Origin of the sequence: Bradyrhizobium arachidis (assembly GCF_015291705.1) — a bacterium.
In the GTDB taxonomy this organism is placed as follows: domain Bacteria; phylum Pseudomonadota; class Alphaproteobacteria; order Rhizobiales; family Xanthobacteraceae; genus Bradyrhizobium; species Bradyrhizobium arachidis.
This window is the reverse complement of sequence record NZ_CP030050.1, coordinates 4,709,209-4,727,598: the sequence shown is the minus strand read 5'-3', so window position 1 is coordinate 4,727,598 and position 18,390 is coordinate 4,709,209. Positions and strand designations below refer to the sequence as shown.

At 63.6% G+C, this 18,390-nt stretch carries 18 protein-coding genes; 9 read left to right on the top strand and 9 right to left on the bottom strand.

All coding sequences use genetic code 11. The annotated features are described in order from the left end of the window. Window positions 1–178: 178 nt before the first annotated feature. A complete protein-coding gene (locus WN72_RS21795; protein WP_194483029.1) occupies window positions 179–1,519 on the bottom strand; it encodes an MFS transporter in 1,341 nt (446 codons plus the stop codon). Window positions 1,520–1,709: 190 nt separating this feature from the next. Between WN72_RS21795 and WN72_RS21790 the strand changes: the two genes are divergently transcribed. Then, complete coding sequence (locus WN72_RS21790) at window positions 1,710–2,429, top strand: IclR family transcriptional regulator (protein WP_244553938.1); 720 nt, start codon at window positions 1,710–1,712, stop codon at window positions 2,427–2,429. Between the two features lie 157 nt (window positions 2,430–2,586). Then, complete coding sequence (locus WN72_RS21785; protein WP_244553940.1) at window positions 2,587–4,119, top strand: FAD-dependent monooxygenase; 1,533 nt, start codon at window positions 2,587–2,589, stop codon at window positions 4,117–4,119. Between the two features lie 11 nt (window positions 4,120–4,130). On the opposite strand, the gene WN72_RS21780 is transcribed toward WN72_RS21785, so the two are convergent. The 4 genes from WN72_RS21780 to WN72_RS21765 are packed head-to-tail and all read right to left on the bottom strand — an operon-like array spanning window position 4,131 to window position 6,142. Next, a complete protein-coding gene (locus WN72_RS21780; RefSeq protein WP_167381095.1) occupies window positions 4,131–4,298 on the bottom strand; it encodes a hypothetical protein in 168 nt (55 codons plus the stop codon). Between the two features lie 30 nt (window positions 4,299–4,328). Then, on the bottom strand, window positions 4,329–4,892 hold the full coding sequence (locus tag WN72_RS21775; RefSeq protein ID WP_027557622.1) for an isochorismatase family protein: 564 nt from the start codon (window positions 4,890–4,892) through the stop codon (window positions 4,329–4,331). A gap of 25 nt (window positions 4,893–4,917) precedes the next feature. Continuing rightward, window positions 4,918–5,538 (bottom strand): GNAT family N-acetyltransferase, encoded by a 621-nt coding sequence (locus WN72_RS21770; protein ID WP_027557621.1) that lies wholly within the window; start codon window positions 5,536–5,538, stop codon window positions 4,918–4,920. Beyond that, window positions 5,525–6,142 (bottom strand): hypothetical protein, encoded by a 618-nt coding sequence (locus WN72_RS21765; RefSeq protein ID WP_167381094.1) that lies wholly within the window; start codon window positions 6,140–6,142, stop codon window positions 5,525–5,527. Before WN72_RS21765 ends, WN72_RS21770 begins: the two co-directional genes overlap by 14 nt. A gap of 72 nt (window positions 6,143–6,214) precedes the next feature. On the opposite strand from WN72_RS21765, the gene WN72_RS21760 reads away from it, so the two are divergent. After that, on the top strand, window positions 6,215–7,255 hold the full coding sequence (locus tag WN72_RS21760; protein ID WP_092219138.1) for a LysR family transcriptional regulator: 1,041 nt from the start codon (window positions 6,215–6,217) through the stop codon (window positions 7,253–7,255). A gap of 108 nt (window positions 7,256–7,363) precedes the next feature. Here WN72_RS21760 and WN72_RS21755 read toward each other — a convergent pair whose 3' ends face one another. Beyond that, window positions 7,364–8,413: an autotransporter outer membrane beta-barrel domain-containing protein gene (locus tag WN72_RS21755; protein ID WP_430640402.1), complete on the bottom strand. Its 1,050-nt coding sequence runs from the start codon at window positions 8,411–8,413 to the stop codon at window positions 7,364–7,366. 488 nt (window positions 8,414–8,901) lie between these two features. Between WN72_RS21755 and WN72_RS21750 the strand changes: the two genes are divergently transcribed. After that, a complete protein-coding gene (locus WN72_RS21750) occupies window positions 8,902–9,108 on the top strand; it encodes a cold-shock protein (protein WP_008551638.1) in 207 nt (68 codons plus the stop codon). 82 nt (window positions 9,109–9,190) lie between these two features. Here the strand turns inward: WN72_RS21750 and purN are convergent, their stop codons facing one another. Both purN and purM read right to left on the bottom strand, forming a co-directional pair. Continuing rightward, complete coding sequence (gene purN / locus WN72_RS21745; protein ID WP_167381093.1) at window positions 9,191–9,844, bottom strand: phosphoribosylglycinamide formyltransferase; 654 nt, start codon at window positions 9,842–9,844, stop codon at window positions 9,191–9,193. Continuing rightward, a complete protein-coding gene (gene purM, locus WN72_RS21740; RefSeq protein ID WP_092219134.1) occupies window positions 9,844–10,917 on the bottom strand; it encodes a phosphoribosylformylglycinamidine cyclo-ligase in 1,074 nt (357 codons plus the stop codon). Before purM ends, purN begins: the two co-directional genes overlap by 1 nt. A 156-nt stretch (window positions 10,918–11,073) precedes the next feature. On the opposite strand from purM, the gene WN72_RS21735 reads away from it, so the two are divergent. The 4 genes from WN72_RS21735 (at window position 11,074) to ppx (ending at window position 16,310) form a co-directional block, all read left to right on the top strand. Next, window positions 11,074–11,616 (top strand): CDP-alcohol phosphatidyltransferase family protein, encoded by a 543-nt coding sequence (locus tag WN72_RS21735; RefSeq protein ID WP_027557615.1) that lies wholly within the window; start codon window positions 11,074–11,076, stop codon window positions 11,614–11,616. A 123-nt stretch (window positions 11,617–11,739) separates the two neighbouring features. After that, on the top strand, window positions 11,740–12,417 hold the full coding sequence (locus tag WN72_RS21730; protein ID WP_092219132.1) for a P-loop NTPase family protein: 678 nt from the start codon (window positions 11,740–11,742) through the stop codon (window positions 12,415–12,417). 182 nt (window positions 12,418–12,599) lie between these two features. Next, window positions 12,600–14,792, top strand: coding sequence for an RNA degradosome polyphosphate kinase (locus WN72_RS21725; protein WP_027557613.1), 2,193 nt, complete (start codon window positions 12,600–12,602; stop codon window positions 14,790–14,792). Between the two features lie 15 nt (window positions 14,793–14,807). After that, window positions 14,808–16,310, top strand: coding sequence for an exopolyphosphatase (gene ppx, locus WN72_RS21720; RefSeq protein ID WP_092219130.1), 1,503 nt, complete (start codon window positions 14,808–14,810; stop codon window positions 16,308–16,310). A gap of 132 nt (window positions 16,311–16,442) precedes the next feature. On the opposite strand, the gene WN72_RS21715 is transcribed toward ppx, so the two are convergent. Beyond that, window positions 16,443–16,700, bottom strand: coding sequence for a hypothetical protein (locus tag WN72_RS21715; protein ID WP_141262990.1), 258 nt, complete (start codon window positions 16,698–16,700; stop codon window positions 16,443–16,445). Window positions 16,701–16,950: 250 nt separating this feature from the next. Here WN72_RS21715 and WN72_RS21710 point away from each other — a divergent pair, with 250 nt between their 5' ends. Continuing rightward, complete coding sequence (locus WN72_RS21710; RefSeq protein WP_244553937.1) at window positions 16,951–18,387, top strand: patatin-like phospholipase family protein; 1,437 nt, start codon at window positions 16,951–16,953, stop codon at window positions 18,385–18,387. The last annotated feature ends 3 nt before the right edge of the window (window positions 18,388–18,390 follow it).

Sequence of the window (18,390 nt, the reverse complement as noted above, 5' to 3'; positions counted from 1 at the left end):
CAACGGTGCGTCACTGGCGTGATGACGCAGACCAGTGCAAGCGATGAGCTTGTCCAAAGAAAGCGTCGACATCTTGGCTATTGCGGCAGGCCGCAACTTGCAACGTCATTTCGTTGGCAACCGGCGCACATGAGCGTTGCAGGAAAGCAGGCACATCGGCAACCGGTACGCCCCTCGCCTAGCCCCGCCGCGCCAGGACGAAAGCCGCAGCTGCCGCGATCAGCGCCGGGACGGCTGCGGCGCCGAACAGCGGCTGCGGTCCCATGTCGCGGGCCAGCATCAGGCCGCCGATCAGAGGCCCCAGGATTGAACCAATGCGGCCGATGCCGAGCGCCCATCCCACGCCGGTCGATCTGATCGCCGTCGGATAGAAGGTCGCCGTCAGCGCGTTCGAGGCGATCTGTCCCCCGACGATGCAGAAGCCCGACGCGAAGATGGCAATCGTGACCAGTACGATCGAATGACTTGCCATGCCGACGGCCGCGACTGCGACCGCGGCGACCAAATAGGTCAGCGCCAACGCGCGAAACGAGAAGCGATCAATGAAATGGCCGAGCGTGAAAGTGCCGACAACGCCGCCGACCTGCAGCATCGCGCCGATCGCGGCCGCCGCCGAAACCGAGACTCCGAGGTCGTTCAGCACCGTGGGGAGCCAGTTCGACAGGAGGTAAAGGTCGAGCAGGCTCATGAAGAAGACGATCCAGAGCAGAAGCGTCACTGATCCGCGTCCTTCTGCAAACAGATGCGCAACAGGCAGTCCCGTGAGCCTGGGCTCCTGCACAACGAACCTGGCACTCGCCTGGAACGAGGCGCCCGGGACCACCTTCTGGAGCAGGTCAGCCACCTCCCGGTCGCGGCCGCCGATCATCGCCAGGAAGCGGATCGACTCCGGCAACGCCTTGAACAGGAAAGGAAGCAGCAGCAGCGGCCCGAGGCCGCCGACGAGAAACACCGAACGCCAGCCGAAGGCCGGAATCACCGCGGCCGCCAGCAACCCGCCCAGCGCCGCACCAATCGAAAAACCTGCGAACATGATCATCACGAGCGTGGCGCGGCGGCGATGCGGGCTGAATTCGGAGGTCAGGGCAACGGCGTTGGGCATCGCACCGCCAAGCCCGAGACCGGTCAGGACGCGCAACGCGATCAGCCAGGTCGTGTCCGTTGCAAACACCGTGAGCAACGTCCCGATGCCGAACACCAGCGTACTCGAAAGGATGATGCGCCGGCGGCCGATCCTGTCGGCCATTGGCCCGAAGACGAGGGCACCGATCATGAGGCCCAAAAGCCCCGCGCTGAACACAGGTCCAAGGCTCCCGCGTGCCAGCTTCCATTCCTGCGCGACCGCCGGGGCGACGTAGCCGATGGCCTGGGTGTCGAAACCGTCGATGAACAGCACGGCGGCGCAGACCAGCAGAACCCGGATCTGAAAGGCTCCAACCGGCTGAGCATCGACAAAGGCGGGAACGTCGATCGCGTCGATCGTGCCTGGCCCGACCTCATCTGCAGCTGTCACAGCCATGCCAAACCCCTCCCCGGCAGCCCATGCACTATTATTCTTCTCAAAATCTCTTATAATGAGATTATTACGAAGGCAAGTCGTGCAGGTACCGCCGTTTTGCGGCACGCGCGAATGCGGTAACACGGCGAACACGCGAAGCTGGATCTAGCCCCACTTGGTCAAAGCAAACAGTCAGGATCGAGTCCTTGCCGTGCTCGATCTCTTCACGGAGGCACGGCCGCAATGGTCGCCGGACGAACTCATGAAGGAGCTCGGCTACACCAGGCCGACATTGTACCGCTATCTGAAGAGCCTGAAGGAGAGCGGGTTCGTCATGCCGATGCGCGGCGGGCGGTTCGCACTCGGCCCGCGCGTGGTCGAGATGGATTATCTCAGCCGCCGTTCCGATCCGCTGATCGCGGCCGCCACGCCGCATCTGGAACGCCTGTCGGCCATGCATCCCTGCACCGCCCTGGTCGTGCGGTGGTACGGCGAAAAGATGCTGTGCGTAGCCTCGATCGCATCCGCGGTGAATCCCGCGAGCAGTTATCCGCGCGGCCGGCCGATGGCGATGGGACGCGGCGCGATCGCACGCTCGATCATGGCCTTTCTGCCCAGGCAACGCGTGATGCCGCTCGTGACGCGCTACGCGGCCGATCTGCGCAGCGTCGGTGCCGGCAGCACGCCGGACGAAATTCTGGCAACCCTGAAGCGTGTGCGCCGCGCCGGCGTCGCTGTCGCCTTCGGCGAAGTGACGCCGGGCGCGATTGGGATAGCGGCCCCGATCCTCGATGCAAGTTACCCGGTCGCCAGCCTCTGCATCACGATCGCGGGCCAGGATACCAAAGGCGAGTTGATCGATCGCATCAGCGCCGAGGTCCGGGAAGCCGCCCGGCAGATATCCTTGATGACCGACACCAGCCAAGAATAATCTCATTATACGAGATTTTACTTGACGCGTTTCCTGGGGCGTCCCATGTGGACGGACGATCGCGCCTCGCGCGATGACAACCTGGGGAAACGATGTGAGGCAGGTTTCAGCGGACAGTGACGCGCCCGTCGTGGTCGTCGGCGGCGGACCAGTCGGGATGGGCCTGGCGATCGGCCTCGGCCTGCGCGGAATCAAAACCATCGTGATCGAGCGCCACGAACAGCCGCAACCGATCCCAAAGGGTCAGAACCTCACCCAGCGAACGATGGAGCATTTCCATTTCTGGGGCGCCGAAAGCGCCCTGCGCGAAGCTCGCACCATTCCTCCCGATTACGGCATCGGCGGAATGACCAGCTATGGCACGCTGCTCAGCGGCTACAATTACAATTGGCTGCAGCGCGAACTCGTCCGCCCGTTCTATTTCACCGACAACGAACGCCTGCCGCAATATGCAACCGAAGCCGTGTTGCGGCAACGCGCGGCACAGCTCTCCTCCATCGACCTGCGATACGGCTGGACCTGCCGGGACGTCCGGCCCGACGCCGACGGCGTAAGTCTCGACATCGAGCATCGCGACGGCACGAAACAGAGCCTGCGCGCCGACTACGTCGTCGGCTGCGATGGCAGCCGATCGATCGTGCGCGAACGCGCAGGCATTACGCAGACCCGCTCCGACCACGATCGGCTGATGGTGCTACTGGTGTTCCGCTCCGTCGAATTGCATCGGCTGCTTGCGGCCTTTCCGGGCAAGTCGTTTTACAGCGTGCTGCATCCGGAGCTCGAGGGCTATTGGAAGTTCTTCGGCCGGGTCGATCTCGGCAGCACCTGGTTCTTTCACGCCCCAGTTCCCGCAGATACCACGGCCGACAATTTCGATTTCCGCCGCCTCTTGCACGATGCCGCGGGCGCTGAATTCGACGTCGAATTCGAGCACATCGGATTCTGGGATCTACGCTTCACGCTCGCCGACAGCTATCGTGCGGACCGCGTCTTCATCGCGGGAGATGCAGCGCACAGCCATCCGCCCTATGGCGGCTACGGGATCAATACCGGCTTCGAAGACGCCGTGAATCTGGCGTGGAAGCTCGCCGCCAAGCGGCAAGGCTGGGCGCCCGCCAGTCTGCTCGACAGCTATGATGCGGAGCGGCGGCCTGTGTTTGCGTCCACCGCGCGTGACTTCATCGAGACGCCGATCTTCCGCGACCGTGATTTTCTTCGCCGGTATGATCCGGCGCGAGATCGCAGCGATTTCGAGGCCGCCTGGCACGAGCGCCACTCCGGCGCGCGCGCCGAGGTCAACGCCTTCGAGCCGAACTACGAGGGGTCATCGATCGTCTTCGGCCCGGCTGGAGCGATCTGCAGCGCGATCGGCTCGCATGCCTATCCTGCGCGCGCAGGTCACCATCTCACCCCGCAGCCCCTGTCGTCAGGCAAGAACGTGTTCGAGGAACTGGGTAGCGGGTTCACCCTGATTGACCTCGCGGACGGCGCAGCTGCGACAGCATTCGAGCAATCCGCAGGACGACTTCATATTCCGCTGAAGGTGATCAAGGACACCGCCTCTGGCGGACGGGAGCAATACGCGGCGCGGCAAATCCTGGTCCGCCCCGATCAGTTCGTCGCCTATGCGGGCGACGGCAACGGCACCGACGCATCTTACATCCTGCAACGCGCTGTCGGCGGCGCGTAACGAGGTAAACCTCACGCCGCGCTGTCGTCATCCCCGTCGTCGGTGGCCGCGGCTTCGCTCACCTCGACGAGTGCCATCGAGAGCAGATAGACCGTCGTCGGCAGGCCAAGCCGGCGCGCCCGCTCGGCCGCCCGCGACAGATCGCTCGCCAACTCCTTGAGCTCTTCTCCCGGTGACAATGTCTGACCCCATCCGCCGATCGCGGCCGCCTACACCGCAACGGCGCCGCTGGTTCTGATCAGTTCGGCGCTGAAATGAATTGTAGCAAAATTTCCAACGACATTCACTACCGCCTGCTTGTAGGCGTCCGCATCGCCCGTGCCCGCCTGCCGACAGGCTACGGCATCGCCGATCACCTGATAGCGGTGGCTACGGTGAAACCCGTCGATGGCGGTGGCCAGGATGGTTTCGTCGAGCGAAAAGCCGATCAGGATGCAGCGCACATTGCGGATATTGGACATGTAGTCCACAAATCGCGAGGAGCTGTAGGCCGAGGGTAGCGGGTGCTCGAACGTCATCTCGCCCGGCCGTGGCTTCGCTTCCTCGATCCAATCGGTCAGCCTGGATGACGGATTGAACCAGGCCGCCTGCGCGATCCGCTTCAGATGCATCACCGGCTGGAGATTGTTGCGCCACAGCGCCAGCAGCTCCAGGCAGCGCGCCGTGGCGGCATCGCCATCGCGGATGAGATGGCGTCGCCCGGGGGTCAGATATTCGACCTGGAGATCCGCGCAGATCAGGATCGGCGGATCATCGTCAAGAAAGACCGGCATAATCTTGCGCGTAGCTGCACCAGTTTCATCGATCAGCGAGTGCGAGGTCCCGCAGCGGCGAAGTCACCGCCCGCCCCGCGGATGCGTCGAGCACGCCCGGGCGATCCCAATCGCCCTCGGGGCGGATGATCACATAGGGATCGCTCTCCAGCGTGATGGCATCCGGTCCCGGCTCGATCTCCAGCAGCATCTCCGTGTAGGAGAAATCGGAGAAGGTGATCTTGCGATTGTGGCCGAGCGGCTTGGCGCCGAAATGGGCCCAGAAATCGACCAGCCGGTCCTGCGCCTGGCCGTAGATCTTGCGGAACCCCTTGCGCTTCACATAGTCGACGCTGGCCTGCACCAGCTTGAACGAGACCCGCGAGCGTCGATATTGGTGCCGCACCGCGAGCCGCTCCACCTTAGCGAAATCGCCGAAGAAGCGAACCCGCAGGCATCCCGCGGGCTCGTTGCCGACATAGCCGATGAAATGCGCGGCAACCATGTCGTTGCCGTCGAACTCCTCCTCGAACGGACAATCCTGCTCGGCGAGATAGACCGCGGAGCGGATCGCCGTGACCAGCATGAGATCGTTCGGGTCGCGCGCGAGGCGGATGGTGATGGCGCGGGAGTCGGGCTTGGCGAGAGGAATCCTAGTACCGTGCATCTGCAAAACTCCTTGCGTGAATGATCGCGGCCGGCATGCGCATCGGCTGCCTGTGCCAGGGACGCTGGTAGCACCAGAGGTCGGGTTGGAAGCTTGGGACAGGCTCGAATCCTGTCGCCCTCATGATGTCGCGGCCGGCCACGGTTGACGGCTGCGCATAGCAATCGGCGCTGCGAAACCTTAGCTGTCGCAGATGAGCCGCGGCCTTGCCGAGACCGGCGATGCCACGGCCACTCGCCGCGATCGCCCAGATGTAGATGGCAGCAACGTCCTGCCTTGGCGCGGCGAGATAGTGCGTCTCGGGCGCGGTCAGGCAGATCTCGTCGAGCAGCAGCGCATCGTGCCCGCGCTCGCTCAGGAACAGGAAGGCCATGCCGCCGAGCAGCTTGCCCTTGCGGCTGAACGTCAGGATGCTCTGAGGATCAAAGGTGAGATATTTCGCAAGCTCGGCCGCGCCGATCTCTACGCCGGGCACCAGCCGATGCGCCATCTCCGAAAGCGCCGCAATTTCGGAAAATTGCGCGCAACGGACATCGACGTCCGGGCTTTGCGGCAGCGCATCGAAATCATGCCTTGCGGCAAACGAGACCCTTCCCATACTCATGTCGTCCCACTATCGTTCGAAGCCTTCAGCGCCCCGCTACGACATTGAGCTTAGCGGTTGGGGATCAGGAGTATGCAGCAGTTATTGCACCGGGGTGCTGCGATGATGCAGCACCGTGAAGAAGCCCTGGATGCATCCTGGGACGATTTGAAACTGTTTTTAGCGTGCGCAAAATATAAAAGTTTTCGCAACGCGGCCGAGGAGCTCGGGCTCACCTCGACCACCTTGATGCGCAGGATCGACCGGCTCGAAGAGAGCATCGGCTGCAAGCTGTTCCTGCGCGACCAGAGCGGGCTGACGCTCAGCGACGAAGGCACCGCGATGATCGCCGACGTTGCGCACATGGAGCGCCACGCCTTCAACGTCTTCCGCCGCGCCTCGCGCTCGTCGAACGACACTGCGGGCACCGTGCGCGTCGCGGTGACGGAAGGCCCCGGCAATTTCTGGATCCTGCCGCGGCTGATCGACTTCCAGAAGACCTATCACAAGATCACCGTCGACCTGCGCTGCGCGATGGAGCAGGCCGACGTCGCGCGGCTCGAATCCGATATCGCGATCCAGCTCGAGCCGCCGACCAATCCCGATCTGATCGTCACCAAGCTCGGCCGCCTCCACATCTATCCCTTCGTCTCCAGGGAATACGAGACCCTCTACGGCGTGCCGGCAACGCTCGCCGATTTGAAGAACCATCGCATCGTCAAACAGACCGCCCCGCAAATCGACGATAGCGCCTATGCCCGCATTCTCGGGCTGACGTCGCTCGAAGGTATCGTCGGGATCAAGACCAATTCATCCGTCGGGGCGCTCTATGCGGTCGAACGCGGCGCCGGCATCGGCTTCCTGCCGACCGTGTCGATCGCGCTCGGCGCGCCGCTCGTCGCCGTCGATCTCGGCGTCAGCCACCACGCCGATCTCTGGCTCACTTATCACAGGGAGTTCCGCAGTTCCGAACGCCACAAGATCGTGGTCGACTGGCTGAAGAGGATCTTCGATCCCAGGACCTATCCCTGCTTCCGCGACGAGTTCATCCACCCGAACGCGCTGGTGCCGATGATGACGGCCGTGCGCGAAGGGTTTGGACTGAGCGGTTACGTCGCGGCGACGCCGACGTAGAGCATGATGCGGAAAAGTGCGTAGCGGTTTTCCGGAAAGATCAGCTCAAAAAGCGCGATGGTGATTCATCTTCATCCCATCGCGTTTTAGACGCCAGCGGGATCCAGCTTACCAACGATATTCGAAGCCGGCCGTGCCCTGGTGCGACGTCAGCTCGTTGCGGAACTTTCCGTCGTAATTGACGTAGAGCCGCGCCGTGTTGGTCAGGCTGAGCGAGGCCGAGGCGCCGGCATCCATGCCGTAACGGCTCTCGCCGATGCCGGGCACGACGATGCTCTGGGTCCCCAGGCTGACCTGAATCGATCCGAGGTCCTGGTGGAAATTGTCGACGAACTTGCCGTAGGCGGACAGGTCCAGGATCTTCTGGTCGAGGATGAAGTAGCGGCCGATCTCGGCGCCGATCATGACGCGCGCGCGTGAGAGCGTGGTGGAACCGACGTTGAGCGGATCAAGGCCGCCGGCCTCCTGGAATGCCGCGCTGGTGGCGCGCACATATTCGACCGCGCCCTTGGGCACGATGCGCATCTGGTCCTTGGTCCAGTAGTAGCTGATCTCGGTCAAGGCGCCGTCGACCGCAGCACGATAGCCCGCAGTCGCAAGGCCGAAGCCGGTATCCCGGCTGGAGTGGACCTTGCCGAAACCGTGCACCAGCGCGAAGGCCCAGGTCCATGGTCCCTTGTCGACCGAGCCGTTGAAACCGAGCTGCGTCAGGTCAAGCGTTGCGGACTGCAGCGCAAGCGGCACGTCGATGTCGGTGTGGCTCTGGTCGACCGAGAAGCCGAGATTGACGCCAGGCGCAACCCGTGCGCCGAAGCCGGCAACGCCGCCGAAGGTCTTGCGCTTGTCGCCGACGAAGTCGCCTTGCGCATCGGTGCGGACCGAGATGCCGTAGCCCTCGAACCAGGTGCGGTAGCGCGGATCTTCCGTGCTCGCCGACGCGCCGCCGCCACCTGGATTGGTGCGGAAGGCGCGGTTGAAACCGCCCGAGGCCTGGTTGCCGAGCCGCTCCAGAAAGCCCGAGCCGAGATCGAGCGCGGCGTTGCCGGCGGATTGGTCGTCATTGGCCGACGTTGGCGATGGCGTCGGAGGCGGCGGCCGTCTCTGCGCCAAGGCGGGCGTCGCGGCCACGGTCAGGCCAATCGTCACCACAATTGCCATGACAAATGTGGTGACGATTGCCTTGGCGCGCGGGAGCATGGGCATACCACCGCTCCCCTCCAACCGGATCGCCCGCCGTGTCCCCGAGAGCTGCGACGTGCAGCGCATAACGACAAAATCCCAAAGCGAAAAGCGACGCGCAAAAATGCAACACGCGCCACGCTGCATGCGACGATTTGCGCTGAACTGCAACGGTGGGTCAATCGGGTGCAGGGCGCGAGCAGGAGTGATTGCCCCGGATTGTGGTTCCGCTGCCACAGGTTCGAAATAGCGGCTGCAGATAGCCGGACCGCTCTTGAAAATCGCGCGCGGCTTGCTAACGGGCGATTTTCATGTTGCAATATTCGACACAATCGGAATTGGCCGCTCGGCTGTGCGTTTCGCGACATTGAGACTCAAGACTCGAACAGACTTCCGGAAGCCCGTTTGTGGCGTGGCACGCGAAACAGCGGCCGCGTCTTTTTTGTATCTAGTGGAGGAGACTGAGGATGCCGCAAAAGGGCACCGTCAAATGGTTCAACCCGACCAAGGGCTATGGGTTCATCAAGCCGAACGGCGGCGACAAGGACGTGTTCGTCCACATCTCCGCCGTCGAGCGCGCCGGACTTTCGACACTCAACGAGAACCAGGTGGTTGAATACGACCTCGTGGAGAACCGCGGCAAATCATCCGCGGAGAACCTCAAGGTCTCCTGATGCCTCTCAAGCCTAGCGCGAGAGATCATGACGTTGCCCCCGGCTCTGCCGGGGGATTTCGTTTGCGACGACGACTCGCGCTTCAGCCCACCACAGGCGCAACCAGAAAATTCTCCGACGCAGAGCTTCCCGCCGTCCTGCACACATCGCCCTCGATCTGGACCTTGCCAGTTGCGAGCAGCCGCAGCGCTTCGGGATAAATGCGGTGCTCGACTTCGAGGATGCGCTCCGACAGCGTGTCGGCGGTGTCGTGGTCGCTGACGGGCACCGCGCCCTGCATCACGATCGGGCCGGCATCGGTCTCGGGGATCACGAAGTGCACCGTCGCGCCGGACAATTTCACTCCGGCGCGCAAGGCCTGGCCGTGCGGATCAAGGCCGGGGAACGACGGCAGCAGCGATGGATGGATGTTGAGCATCCGCCCGTACCAGGCCTTGGTGAACTCGGCCGTGAACAGGCGCATGAAGCCGCCGAGACAGATCAGCTCGATGCCGTGCTGGTCGAGCGCTGCCTGCAGCACCTTCTCGAAGCCGGCGCGGTCCTTGCCGTACGGCTTGCTCTCGATCACCTGCGTGTTCACGCCGGCCGCCTTGGCCCGTTCGAGCCCGAGGGCGTCGGCCTTGTTCGAGATGACGAGCGCGATCTCCGCAGGGAAATCCGGCGCGCTGGCGGCCGTGATCAGTGCGGACATGTTCGAGCCGCGGCCGGAGATCAGGATGGCGACGCGGCGCTTCATCACAGCGCCAGGTCGAGATGGCCGTTATAGACGACGCGATGCTCGCCCTCGGCCGGGATCACGGTGCCGAGCTGCGCCACGGTCTCGCCGGCGTCGGTGAAGACCCGCACGACCTCGTCGACCTTGTCGGGCTCGACGATCGCGATCATGCCGATGCCGCAGTTGAAGGTGCGCAGCATCTCCAGCTCGGCGATGCCGGCCAGGTGCGCCAGCCATTTGAACACCGGCAGCACCGGCAGGCGTGCGAGATCGATGCCGACGCCGAGATGGCTCGGCAGCACGCGCGGAATGTTGTCGGTGAAACCGCCGCCGGTGATGTGGGCGAGCCCCTTCACCGCGCCGGTCTCGCGGATCGCGCGCAGGCAGGATTTGACGTAGAGCTTCGTGGGCGTCAGCAGCGCGCCACCGAGCGTCATCACCGGTGCGAACGGCGCCGGCGCCTCGAAGCCGAGGCCGGATTGCTCCACGATCTTGCGCACCAGCGAGAAGCCGTTGGAGTGCACGCCCGACGAGGCAAGACCGATCACGGCGTCCCCTGCGGCGATGTCCTTGCGCGGCAGCAGCGTACCACGCTCGGCGGCGCCGACGGCAAAGCCGCCGAGGTCGTAATCGCCATCCTTGTAGAGGCCGGGCATCTCAGCGGTCTCGCCGCCGATCAGGGCGCAGCCGGATTCCCGGCAGCCTTCGGCGACACCCGCGACGATCGAGGCCGTGGCCTCCGGATCGAGCTTGCCGCAGGCGAAATAGTCGAGGAAAAACAGCGGCTCGGCGCCCTGCACCACGAGGTCGTTGACGCTCATGGCGACGAGGTCGATGCCGATGCCGCCATGCAGGCCGGTCTCGATCGCGATCTTGACCTTGGTTCCGACGCCGTCGGTGGCGGCGACCAGGACCGGGTCCTTGAAACCGGCCGCCTTGAGGTCGAACAGGCCGCCGAAACCGCCAATCTCGGCGTCGGCGCCGGGCCGCGCGGTGGCGCGCACCATCGGCTTGATCAGGTCGACCAAGCGGTTGCCCGCGTCGATATCGACGCCTGAATCGGCGTAAGTGAGGCCGTTTTTGCGGTCGGTCATGCCCGATTTCCAGTGGGTTTGCGGCTGGTTACGTCGAATTCCGGGGACGCGCAATGGCAAGCGTGGCGCCCCGCCCTATACTATGTAGAGATATCAACCGGTTCAGCCTCCCTGGGGGCCGGATTCGAGGTCAGACCGGGTGCCGGGAAGCGCCGCGTGAGTATTCCGAACATCATTACCCTGGGCCGCATCATGCTGGTCCCGATCATCGTCTGGGCCATCGTGTCGAGCCAAATGGAGGTGGCATTCGCCGTCTTCCTGATTGCCGGCATCAGCGACGCCGTCGACGGCTTCCTGGCCAAGCGCTTCAACATGACGAGCGAGCTTGGCGCCCTGCTCGACCCGCTCGCCGACAAGGCGCTGCTGGTGTCGATCTACCTCGCGCTCGGCATCTGGGGCGACATCCCGCGCTGGATCGTGATCCTGGTGGTGTCGCGCGACATCATGATCGTCGCAGCGGTGATCGTATCCTGGCTGTTCGACAAGCCCGTCGAGATGAAGCCGTCGAAAGTATCCAAGCTAAACACAGCGGCCCAGGTGTCCTACGCAGCGCTGGTGCTGGCCGCCCTTGCCTTCGGCTTCAAGCCAGCGCCCTATGATATCATCCTGATGGGTCTCGTCACGGTCTTCACGCTCTCCTCGGTGTCGCTCTATCTCGTCGAGTGGCTGCGGCACATGAGCACGATCGAAGCCAAGTGAGTTGGGATCTGTGAGTTGACGACTTTTCGGTGAGGGACTTGGCCCCGCAACAGGCCAACTCCCGCTCGATGAAGTCGAATCTCGTCAAACACGGCCGGCACGCCGGCATGGAGCAAAGCAAGCGTGGCAGGCCGCGTTCATCCCCGACAATTGGCGTTTTCGCTTCCGCATGCGGAGAGCCTCAGCCGGGACAATTTCCTCGAAGGCCCCGCGAACGCCGCCGGCCTCGCCCTGATCGACAGCTGGCCGGAATGGTCGAACCGGATCATGTGGCTGGCCGGTCCCGAAGGCAGCGGCAAAAGCCATCTCGCCGCGATCTGGGCCGAAGAGGCCGGCGCCCGCTCGACCACGGCCAATGCGTTGACCGCCGCAGGCGTCCCGGGCGCGCTCGCCACTGGCGCGCTGGTGGTCGAGGATCTCAAGGCCGGGGATTTTGACGAACGCGCCCTCTTCCATCTGATGAACCTTGCCCGTGAGGACGGTGCCTACATCCTCTTCACCGGACGCGACGTGCCGGCATCGCTCGAGATCGAGCTGCGCGACCTGCGCTCGCGCCTGCGTGCGGTGCCCGTGATCTCGCTGCTGCCTCCCGACGACCAGCTCTTCCGCGGCCTGATCGTCAAGTTCTGCGCCGACCGCCAGCTCACGGTGGACGAGAGCATCGTCAGCTACCTCGCCACCCGCCTGGAGCGGTCCTCGGCGGCCGCCCGACAGGCCGTAGAGCTGCTCGACAGCGAGGCCCTCCGGCTCGGCCGTCCCGTCACACGGGCGCTGGCCGCCGAGCTGCTGCGGGACGCCTGAGCGCCGCTCGGGCGCCCTTTGCCGCTCTTTGCCGCTCTTGCTCCCCTTGTCGCCCTTGGCCGCTTGACGCGGCGCGACGGCGGAACATCAATGTCATCGAAACGTCATCGCACTAACACATGCTCCCGCCGGTTTTTGCGCATAAGTCGCAAGGTGGGGCGAACTGGATGGACCGACTTCTCATGGACTCAGCGCAAGCCGTTGAAACTAAAGAAAAAGCCCCTGAGACCGAGGGCCTGCCGGCAATCGCCACGAGCCCCGAGCGGTTCATCAATCGCGAGCTGTCCTGGCTGCATTTCAACCGCCGCGTCCTGGAGGAATCGGTCAATCCCAGCCACCCCATGCTGGAGCGGGTGCGATTCCTGTCGATATCGGCGAATAACCTCGACGAGTTCTTCATGGTCCGCGTCGCCGGCATCAAGGCCCAGGTGCGCGAGGGCATTGCCGAACGCGCGCCCGACGGCCTGACGCCGTCCGAGCAGCTTGCGCTGATCAACCGCACCGTCTCCCAGCTCGCCTCCGACCAGCAGGCGATCTGGCGCGACCTGCGCGGCACGCTGGCCGATGTCGGCATCGTGCTCGTTGACGGCAAGGACGTCACCAAAGCGGAGCGGACCTGGATCGAGGACTATTTCCTCAACAACGTGTTCCCGCTGCTGACGCCGCTCGCGATCGACCCGGCTCATCCCTTCCCGTTCATTCCGAGCCTCGGCTTCACCATCGCGCTCCAGCTCACGCGCGAGGCCGACGGCAAGCAGATGAACGCGCTGATCCGCATGCCCGGCAAGATCGACCGCTTCATCCGCCTGCCGTCCGAGGGCAAGGCGGTGCGCCTGCTCTCGCTGGAGCAGGCGACCGGCCTGTTCATCAACCGTCTTTTCCCCGGCTACAATCTGCACGGCCAGGGCGCCTTCCGCATCATCCGCGACTCCGAGCTCGAAATCGAGGAAGAGGCCGAAGACCTCGTCCGCCTGTTCGAGACCGCGCTGAAGCGCCGCCGCCGCGGATCGGTGATCCGGCTCGAGATCGACGCCAAGATGCCCGAGGAGCTGCGCAGCTTCGTGCAGCACGCGCTGTCGGCCGCCGATGACGAAGTGTTCCTGGTCGATGGCGTGCTCGCCATGAACGAGCTCTCGCAGCTCACCCGCCTCGACCGGCCCGACCTCGAATTCACCCCTTACGTGCCGCGCCATCCCGAGCGCGTGCGCGAGCATGGCGGTGACATCTTCGCGGCGATCCGCCAGAAGGACCTCATCGTCCACCATCCTTACGAATCCTTCGACGTCGTCGTGCAGTTCCTGCAGCAGGCCGCGCGCGATCCTGATGTCGTCGCGATCAAGCAGACGCTGTACCGCACCTCCAACAACTCGCCGATCGTGCGCGCGCTTGCGGAAGCCGCCGAAGCCGGCAAGTCCGTCACCGCGCTGATCGAGCTCAAGGCTCGGTTCGACGAGGAAGCCAACATCCGCTGGGCGCGCGACCTCGAGCGCGCCGGCGTGCAGGTCGTCTATGGCTTCCTCGAATTGAAGACGCACGCGAAACTCTCGATGGTGGTGCGCCGCGAGGGCGGCAGCCTCACGACTTACGTCCACACCGGCACCGGCAACTACCATCCGGTTACAGCACGCATTTATACCGACCTCTCCTACTTCACCTCCGATCCGACCATCGGCCGTGATGCCGCACGCGTGTTCAACTTCATCACCGGCTATGCTGCTCCGAGCGATCTGGAGAAGATGGCGGTATCGCCGCTGACCCTGCGCAAGCGCATCATCGAGCACATCCAGGGCGAGACCGCGCATGCCCAGCACGGCCGTCCCGGCGCGGTCTGGATGAAGATGAATGCGCTCGTCGATCCCGACATCATCGACGCGCTCTATGAAGCCTCGCAAGCCGGCGTGCAGGTCGAGCTCGTGGTGCGCGGCATCTGTTGCCTCAGGCCCGGCATTCCCGGCCTGTCGGAGAATATCCGCGTCAAGTCGATCATCGGGCGATTCCTGGAACACGGCCGAATCTACTGCTTCGGCATGGGCCAGGGCCTGCCGAGCGCCAAAGCTGCTGTGTATATCTCGTCCGCCGATATGATGCCGCGCAACCTCGACCGCCGCGTCGAGGTGCTGTGTCCGCTGCAAAATCCCACGGTGCATCAGCAGGTTCTCGAACAGATCATGGTCGCGAACCTGAAGGACAATGAGCAAAGCTGGCAGTTGTTGCCGGACGGGTCCTCAACGCGTATGAAGGCCGCGAAGGGCGAGGAGCCTTTCAACGTGCACAACTACTTCATGACAAATCCGAGTCTGTCTGGCCGTGGAAAGTCGCTCAAGGAATCCTCGCCGCGCCGCCTCACGCGCCGTAATGAACGTCATCAATCCTGATCCGGGACCGTCGACGTGAAGCGGCCGCGCAAGCGCGGCTCGAGCGTCGCGGTCATCGACATCGGGTCCAACTCGGTCCGTCTCGTCGTCTATGAGGGGCTGACGCGGAGCCTCCTTCCGATCTTCAACGAGAAGACGCTGTGCGGCCTCGGGCGCGAGGTGCAGAGCACCGGCCTGCTCGCGCCTGACGCCGTCGACAAGGCGCTGACCTCGCTGAAGCGATTCCGCGCCCTGTGCCGCGTGATGCAGGTCGGCCGCGTGTTCGCGATCGCGACCGCAGCCTGCCGCGACGCCTCCAACGGCCCCGACTTCATCGCCAAGGCCGAACGCATCTGCGCGGTGAAGATCGAGATCCTGTCCGGCCCGCGCGAGGCGCGGCTGTCGGCGCTCGGCGTGATCTCCGGCATCCATCTTCCCGATGGTATCGTCGGCGATCTCGGCGGCGGCTCGCTCGAACTGATCGACGTGCGCCGGAACAGCGTGCGCAGCGGCGTGACGCTGCCGCTCGGCGGCCTCGCGCTCCAGGACCTCGCGCACAAATCGCTCAAGCGCGCCGACCGCATCGTGCGCGAGGAGATCGATGAGGTGCCGCAGCTCGTCGCGGGCCGCGGCCGCACCTTCTACGCCGTCGGCGGCACCTGGCGCGCGCTCGCGCGCATCCACATCATCCAGAGCGGCTATCCGCTGCAGGTGATGCACGGCTACTCCATTCCCGCGGCTGAGGCGCTCGACTTCTCGCGCCGTCTGCGCCGCCTTGCCGCCACCGGCATGCTCGCCGACATCGAGGTCGTCGCCGACGCTCGCCGCCCGCTCCTTACCTATGCGGCGCTGGTGCTCGAGCACATCATCCGCGTGGCAAAGCCGAAGACCATCGTGTTCTCGACCTTCGGCGTCCGCGAGGGCCTGCTGCACGAGAAGCTCACGGAAAGCGAGCGCAACAAGGACGGGCTGATCTGCGCGGCCGAGGAGCTGAACCAGCTGCTGTCACGTTCGGCGAAGCATGCCCGCGAGCTGATCGCCTGGACCGATATCCTGGTGCGCGTGGTGAAGCTGCGCGAGACGCCGGAGGATCGCCGCCTGCGCCACACCGCGTGCCTGCTCTCCGACATCGGCTGGCGCGTGCATCCGGACCATCGCGGCGAGCAGACGCTGAGCCTTGTCGTCAACGCCAATTTCGGCGCCATCACTCACACCGAGCGCGCCTTCGTCGGCTTGTCCGTATTCTATCGCTATGCGGGCCTCAGCGAAGAGAACCAGCCGCCGGCCACGATGCAGGAGCTGCTGACGCCGGCCCAGCTCGAACGTGCCCGCCTGCTCGGCGCGGCGTTTCGCGTCGCCCATCTGATCTCGGCGGCACGTCCCGGCGTGCTGCCGGCCACGCATTTCCGCAGCCAGGGCCGCAGTCTGATGCTGGTGTTCGAGCACCGGCTCGTCGACCTCGTCGCCGACCGCGTCGGCAGCCGCTTCCGCCAGCTCGCCCGCCTGATCGGCCGCAACGGCTCGATCGTGCGGCGGTAGACTAGTCTGTTCCACCTGTGAAAGCAGACATCACGTCGTCGAAGACTGAGGACCGCTAAGGGCCACAAGCAGACGTCACGCCTCGGCTCATCCCAGGTGAGTCCGACTTCGCGACGACAAACCAAGTAAGACTTACTTACGTGGCTCGGTCACCACCTTGGTTGATCCGTCCGGCGCTGCCTGCATTCCCGGGGGGCTTTGACCTTGCGGGCTTTCCGGCGGCGCGCCCCCCGATTTCGTGTCCAGCGGTCCGGTCCAACCTTGTGGCTGCAATTGACCTTTTTCTTCTGGTGCCGAGCGTCCAGTTGTCATGTCCTTGGGGTCGGTCTGCGCTGCCGCAAATCCGCACGACAACGCCCAGCCAACCGCCGTTATCAGAATGATCCGCATCGCGAGCCTCCGCTTGGCTGATCGAACCAACAGGCGGGTCCCGCTTCAGTTCCCTCCCCGCAAACGATGTCCGCCTCGGGTCATAGGCTGCAGAGGTGGCCGATCTTCGCGGCTTCCGCTGTACACCCAACTGCGGACGCGTCGGCAGCCACCGGGACCTCCAGCCACGGCCAGGAGCGGAAGCCGCGATTTGGACCACAGGCCCGCTACCATGGTCGGCGATAAGTATCGTACGTGAAGTGGTTCACAAATGGACGAGTTAGACCGCGGTACGCTGACCGGGTTGTTGGCCGACGGCCGCGAGCCCAAGAACGACCAGTCTCTTCGCACAATTCAGAAAGTCGATTGGAGAATAAGCCACACGATAAATCAGATGGAGGATCCGATGGTGAAGAGAGCGATCACGCTTGGCGGTGGGGGCCCGGCAGCAGGGCTGCATATCGGGGTTCTGGAAGCTCTCGCCAATGCAGGAATAACCTTCGACGTGTGGGCATTGTCGTGCATCGGCGCCTGGGTTGGGATTGTCTATAACCAGTTCGACGACAAAGTAGTTGCGAATAAATACAGGGCGAAAAGGACCTATGAATTCTTCAGGGATAACGTGTTTCGCGACGACGAAAGCTACAAGCGCTTTCCCATCAACACGGTGTTCGGCCCGGATTGGGGAACCATCAGCAAGGCTATGTCCGACTTCGTCACAGATGCCAATACCTATAAGCATTTGTGGGATCCGCAGGCGATGGCGAGTGCCGTCGAGAAAACCATGTCGCTCTGGTTCCCTCAACGCCCAAATAGGGGCTGCGGGGGAAGGTTCACGATCCCGGACGAGGGCGACAGAAATAGATGGATTCTCAATCAGGTGTTGGCACCAAATCCTTTCGTTCGCTATGCCACGTCGATGATGTATCTGTCCCATGTGACCGGCCTCTCCAGGATCAACTATCCGCAGAGCCAATTCATGAACGGCATCAATTTCGACGAGCTGAACAAGCCCGAAAAGCCGTTCATATTTCACAACGCCTGGAATCTCGACGATCACAAGCTCGCGTTGTTTTCCAACCGTGAGTTTGATCAGACTCGGAGGGCCAAGGACATTGAGTACAACGTGCCCATCACTGCATCCAGTCTGTGCGCGTGTTCAGCCCTTCCCTTCATCGAAGAAACGGTGGAGATCGACAAGGTTACATATTGCGAGGGAGCGCTGATCGACACGGTCAACTTCGAGAGCCTGATCCAGGAGCATCATAAGCCGGGCGATGAGCTCGACGAAATATGGGTGAGCCGGATCGTCGATGCGAAGCAAGTCCGCAAACCGAAAAACCTTCACGATGCCTTGGCAAATCTCTGCCAATTGTTCGCAGCAACCGTTGGCGAAGACGACGTCAAGCTCTTCAAGTACCACGTCCGGTGCGACGGGAAAAAGGACAGTCGGTGGCAAGGCACAGTCGTGGAGATTCATGTGCCGGGGCACATCAATTTTAAATGGAATCACAGCAACCTGCATGGTGGGCGCAAGTTGGGGAAAGCCGCCGCGGAACAAGCGATTGCCGCATACTACGAACATCAAGATCGTCCGCCGCATCCCGGGCCACATTTCATCAACGAGGATCCGGCGAACGACCATGCGAAGGAATGGCGGGAGGTGCAAGGTACCTATCAGGAATGTCGTCAGCAATTCGACGCTTGACGC

Excerpts from the sequence above, each read along its gene's own strand:
- WN72_RS21785 (WP_244553940.1), top strand. The coding sequence starts at position 2,587 with ATGGGCCTGGCGATCGGCCTCGGCCTGCGCGGAATCAAAACCATCGTG.
- WN72_RS21765 (WP_167381094.1), bottom strand. The coding sequence starts at position 6,142 with ATGAGTATGGGAAGGGTCTCGTTTGCCGCAAGGCATGATTTCGATGCG.
- WN72_RS21795 (WP_194483029.1), bottom strand. The coding sequence starts at position 1,519 with ATGGCTGTGACAGCTGCAGATGAGGTCGGGCCAGGCACGATCGACGCG.
- purM (WP_092219134.1), bottom strand. The coding sequence starts at position 10,917 with ATGACCGACCGCAAAAACGGCCTCACTTACGCCGATTCAGGCGTCGAT.
- WN72_RS21710 (WP_244553937.1), top strand. The coding sequence starts at position 16,951 with ATGGACGAGTTAGACCGCGGTACGCTGACCGGGTTGTTGGCCGACGGC.
- purN (WP_167381093.1), bottom strand. The coding sequence starts at position 9,844 with ATGAAGCGCCGCGTCGCCATCCTGATCTCCGGCCGCGGCTCGAACATG.
- WN72_RS21775 (WP_027557622.1), bottom strand. The coding sequence starts at position 4,892 with ATGCCGGTCTTTCTTGACGATGATCCGCCGATCCTGATCTGCGCGGAT.
- WN72_RS21750 (WP_008551638.1), top strand. The coding sequence starts at position 8,902 with ATGCCGCAAAAGGGCACCGTCAAATGGTTCAACCCGACCAAGGGCTAT.
- WN72_RS21725 (WP_027557613.1), top strand. The coding sequence starts at position 12,600 with ATGGACTCAGCGCAAGCCGTTGAAACTAAAGAAAAAGCCCCTGAGACC.
- WN72_RS21715 (WP_141262990.1), bottom strand. The coding sequence starts at position 16,700 with ATGCGGATCATTCTGATAACGGCGGTTGGCTGGGCGTTGTCGTGCGGA.
- WN72_RS21760 (WP_092219138.1), top strand. The coding sequence starts at position 6,215 with ATGCAGCAGTTATTGCACCGGGGTGCTGCGATGATGCAGCACCGTGAA.
- WN72_RS21770 (WP_027557621.1), bottom strand. The coding sequence starts at position 5,538 with ATGCACGGTACTAGGATTCCTCTCGCCAAGCCCGACTCCCGCGCCATC.
- WN72_RS21755 (WP_430640402.1), bottom strand. The coding sequence starts at position 8,413 with ATGGCAATTGTGGTGACGATTGGCCTGACCGTGGCCGCGACGCCCGCC.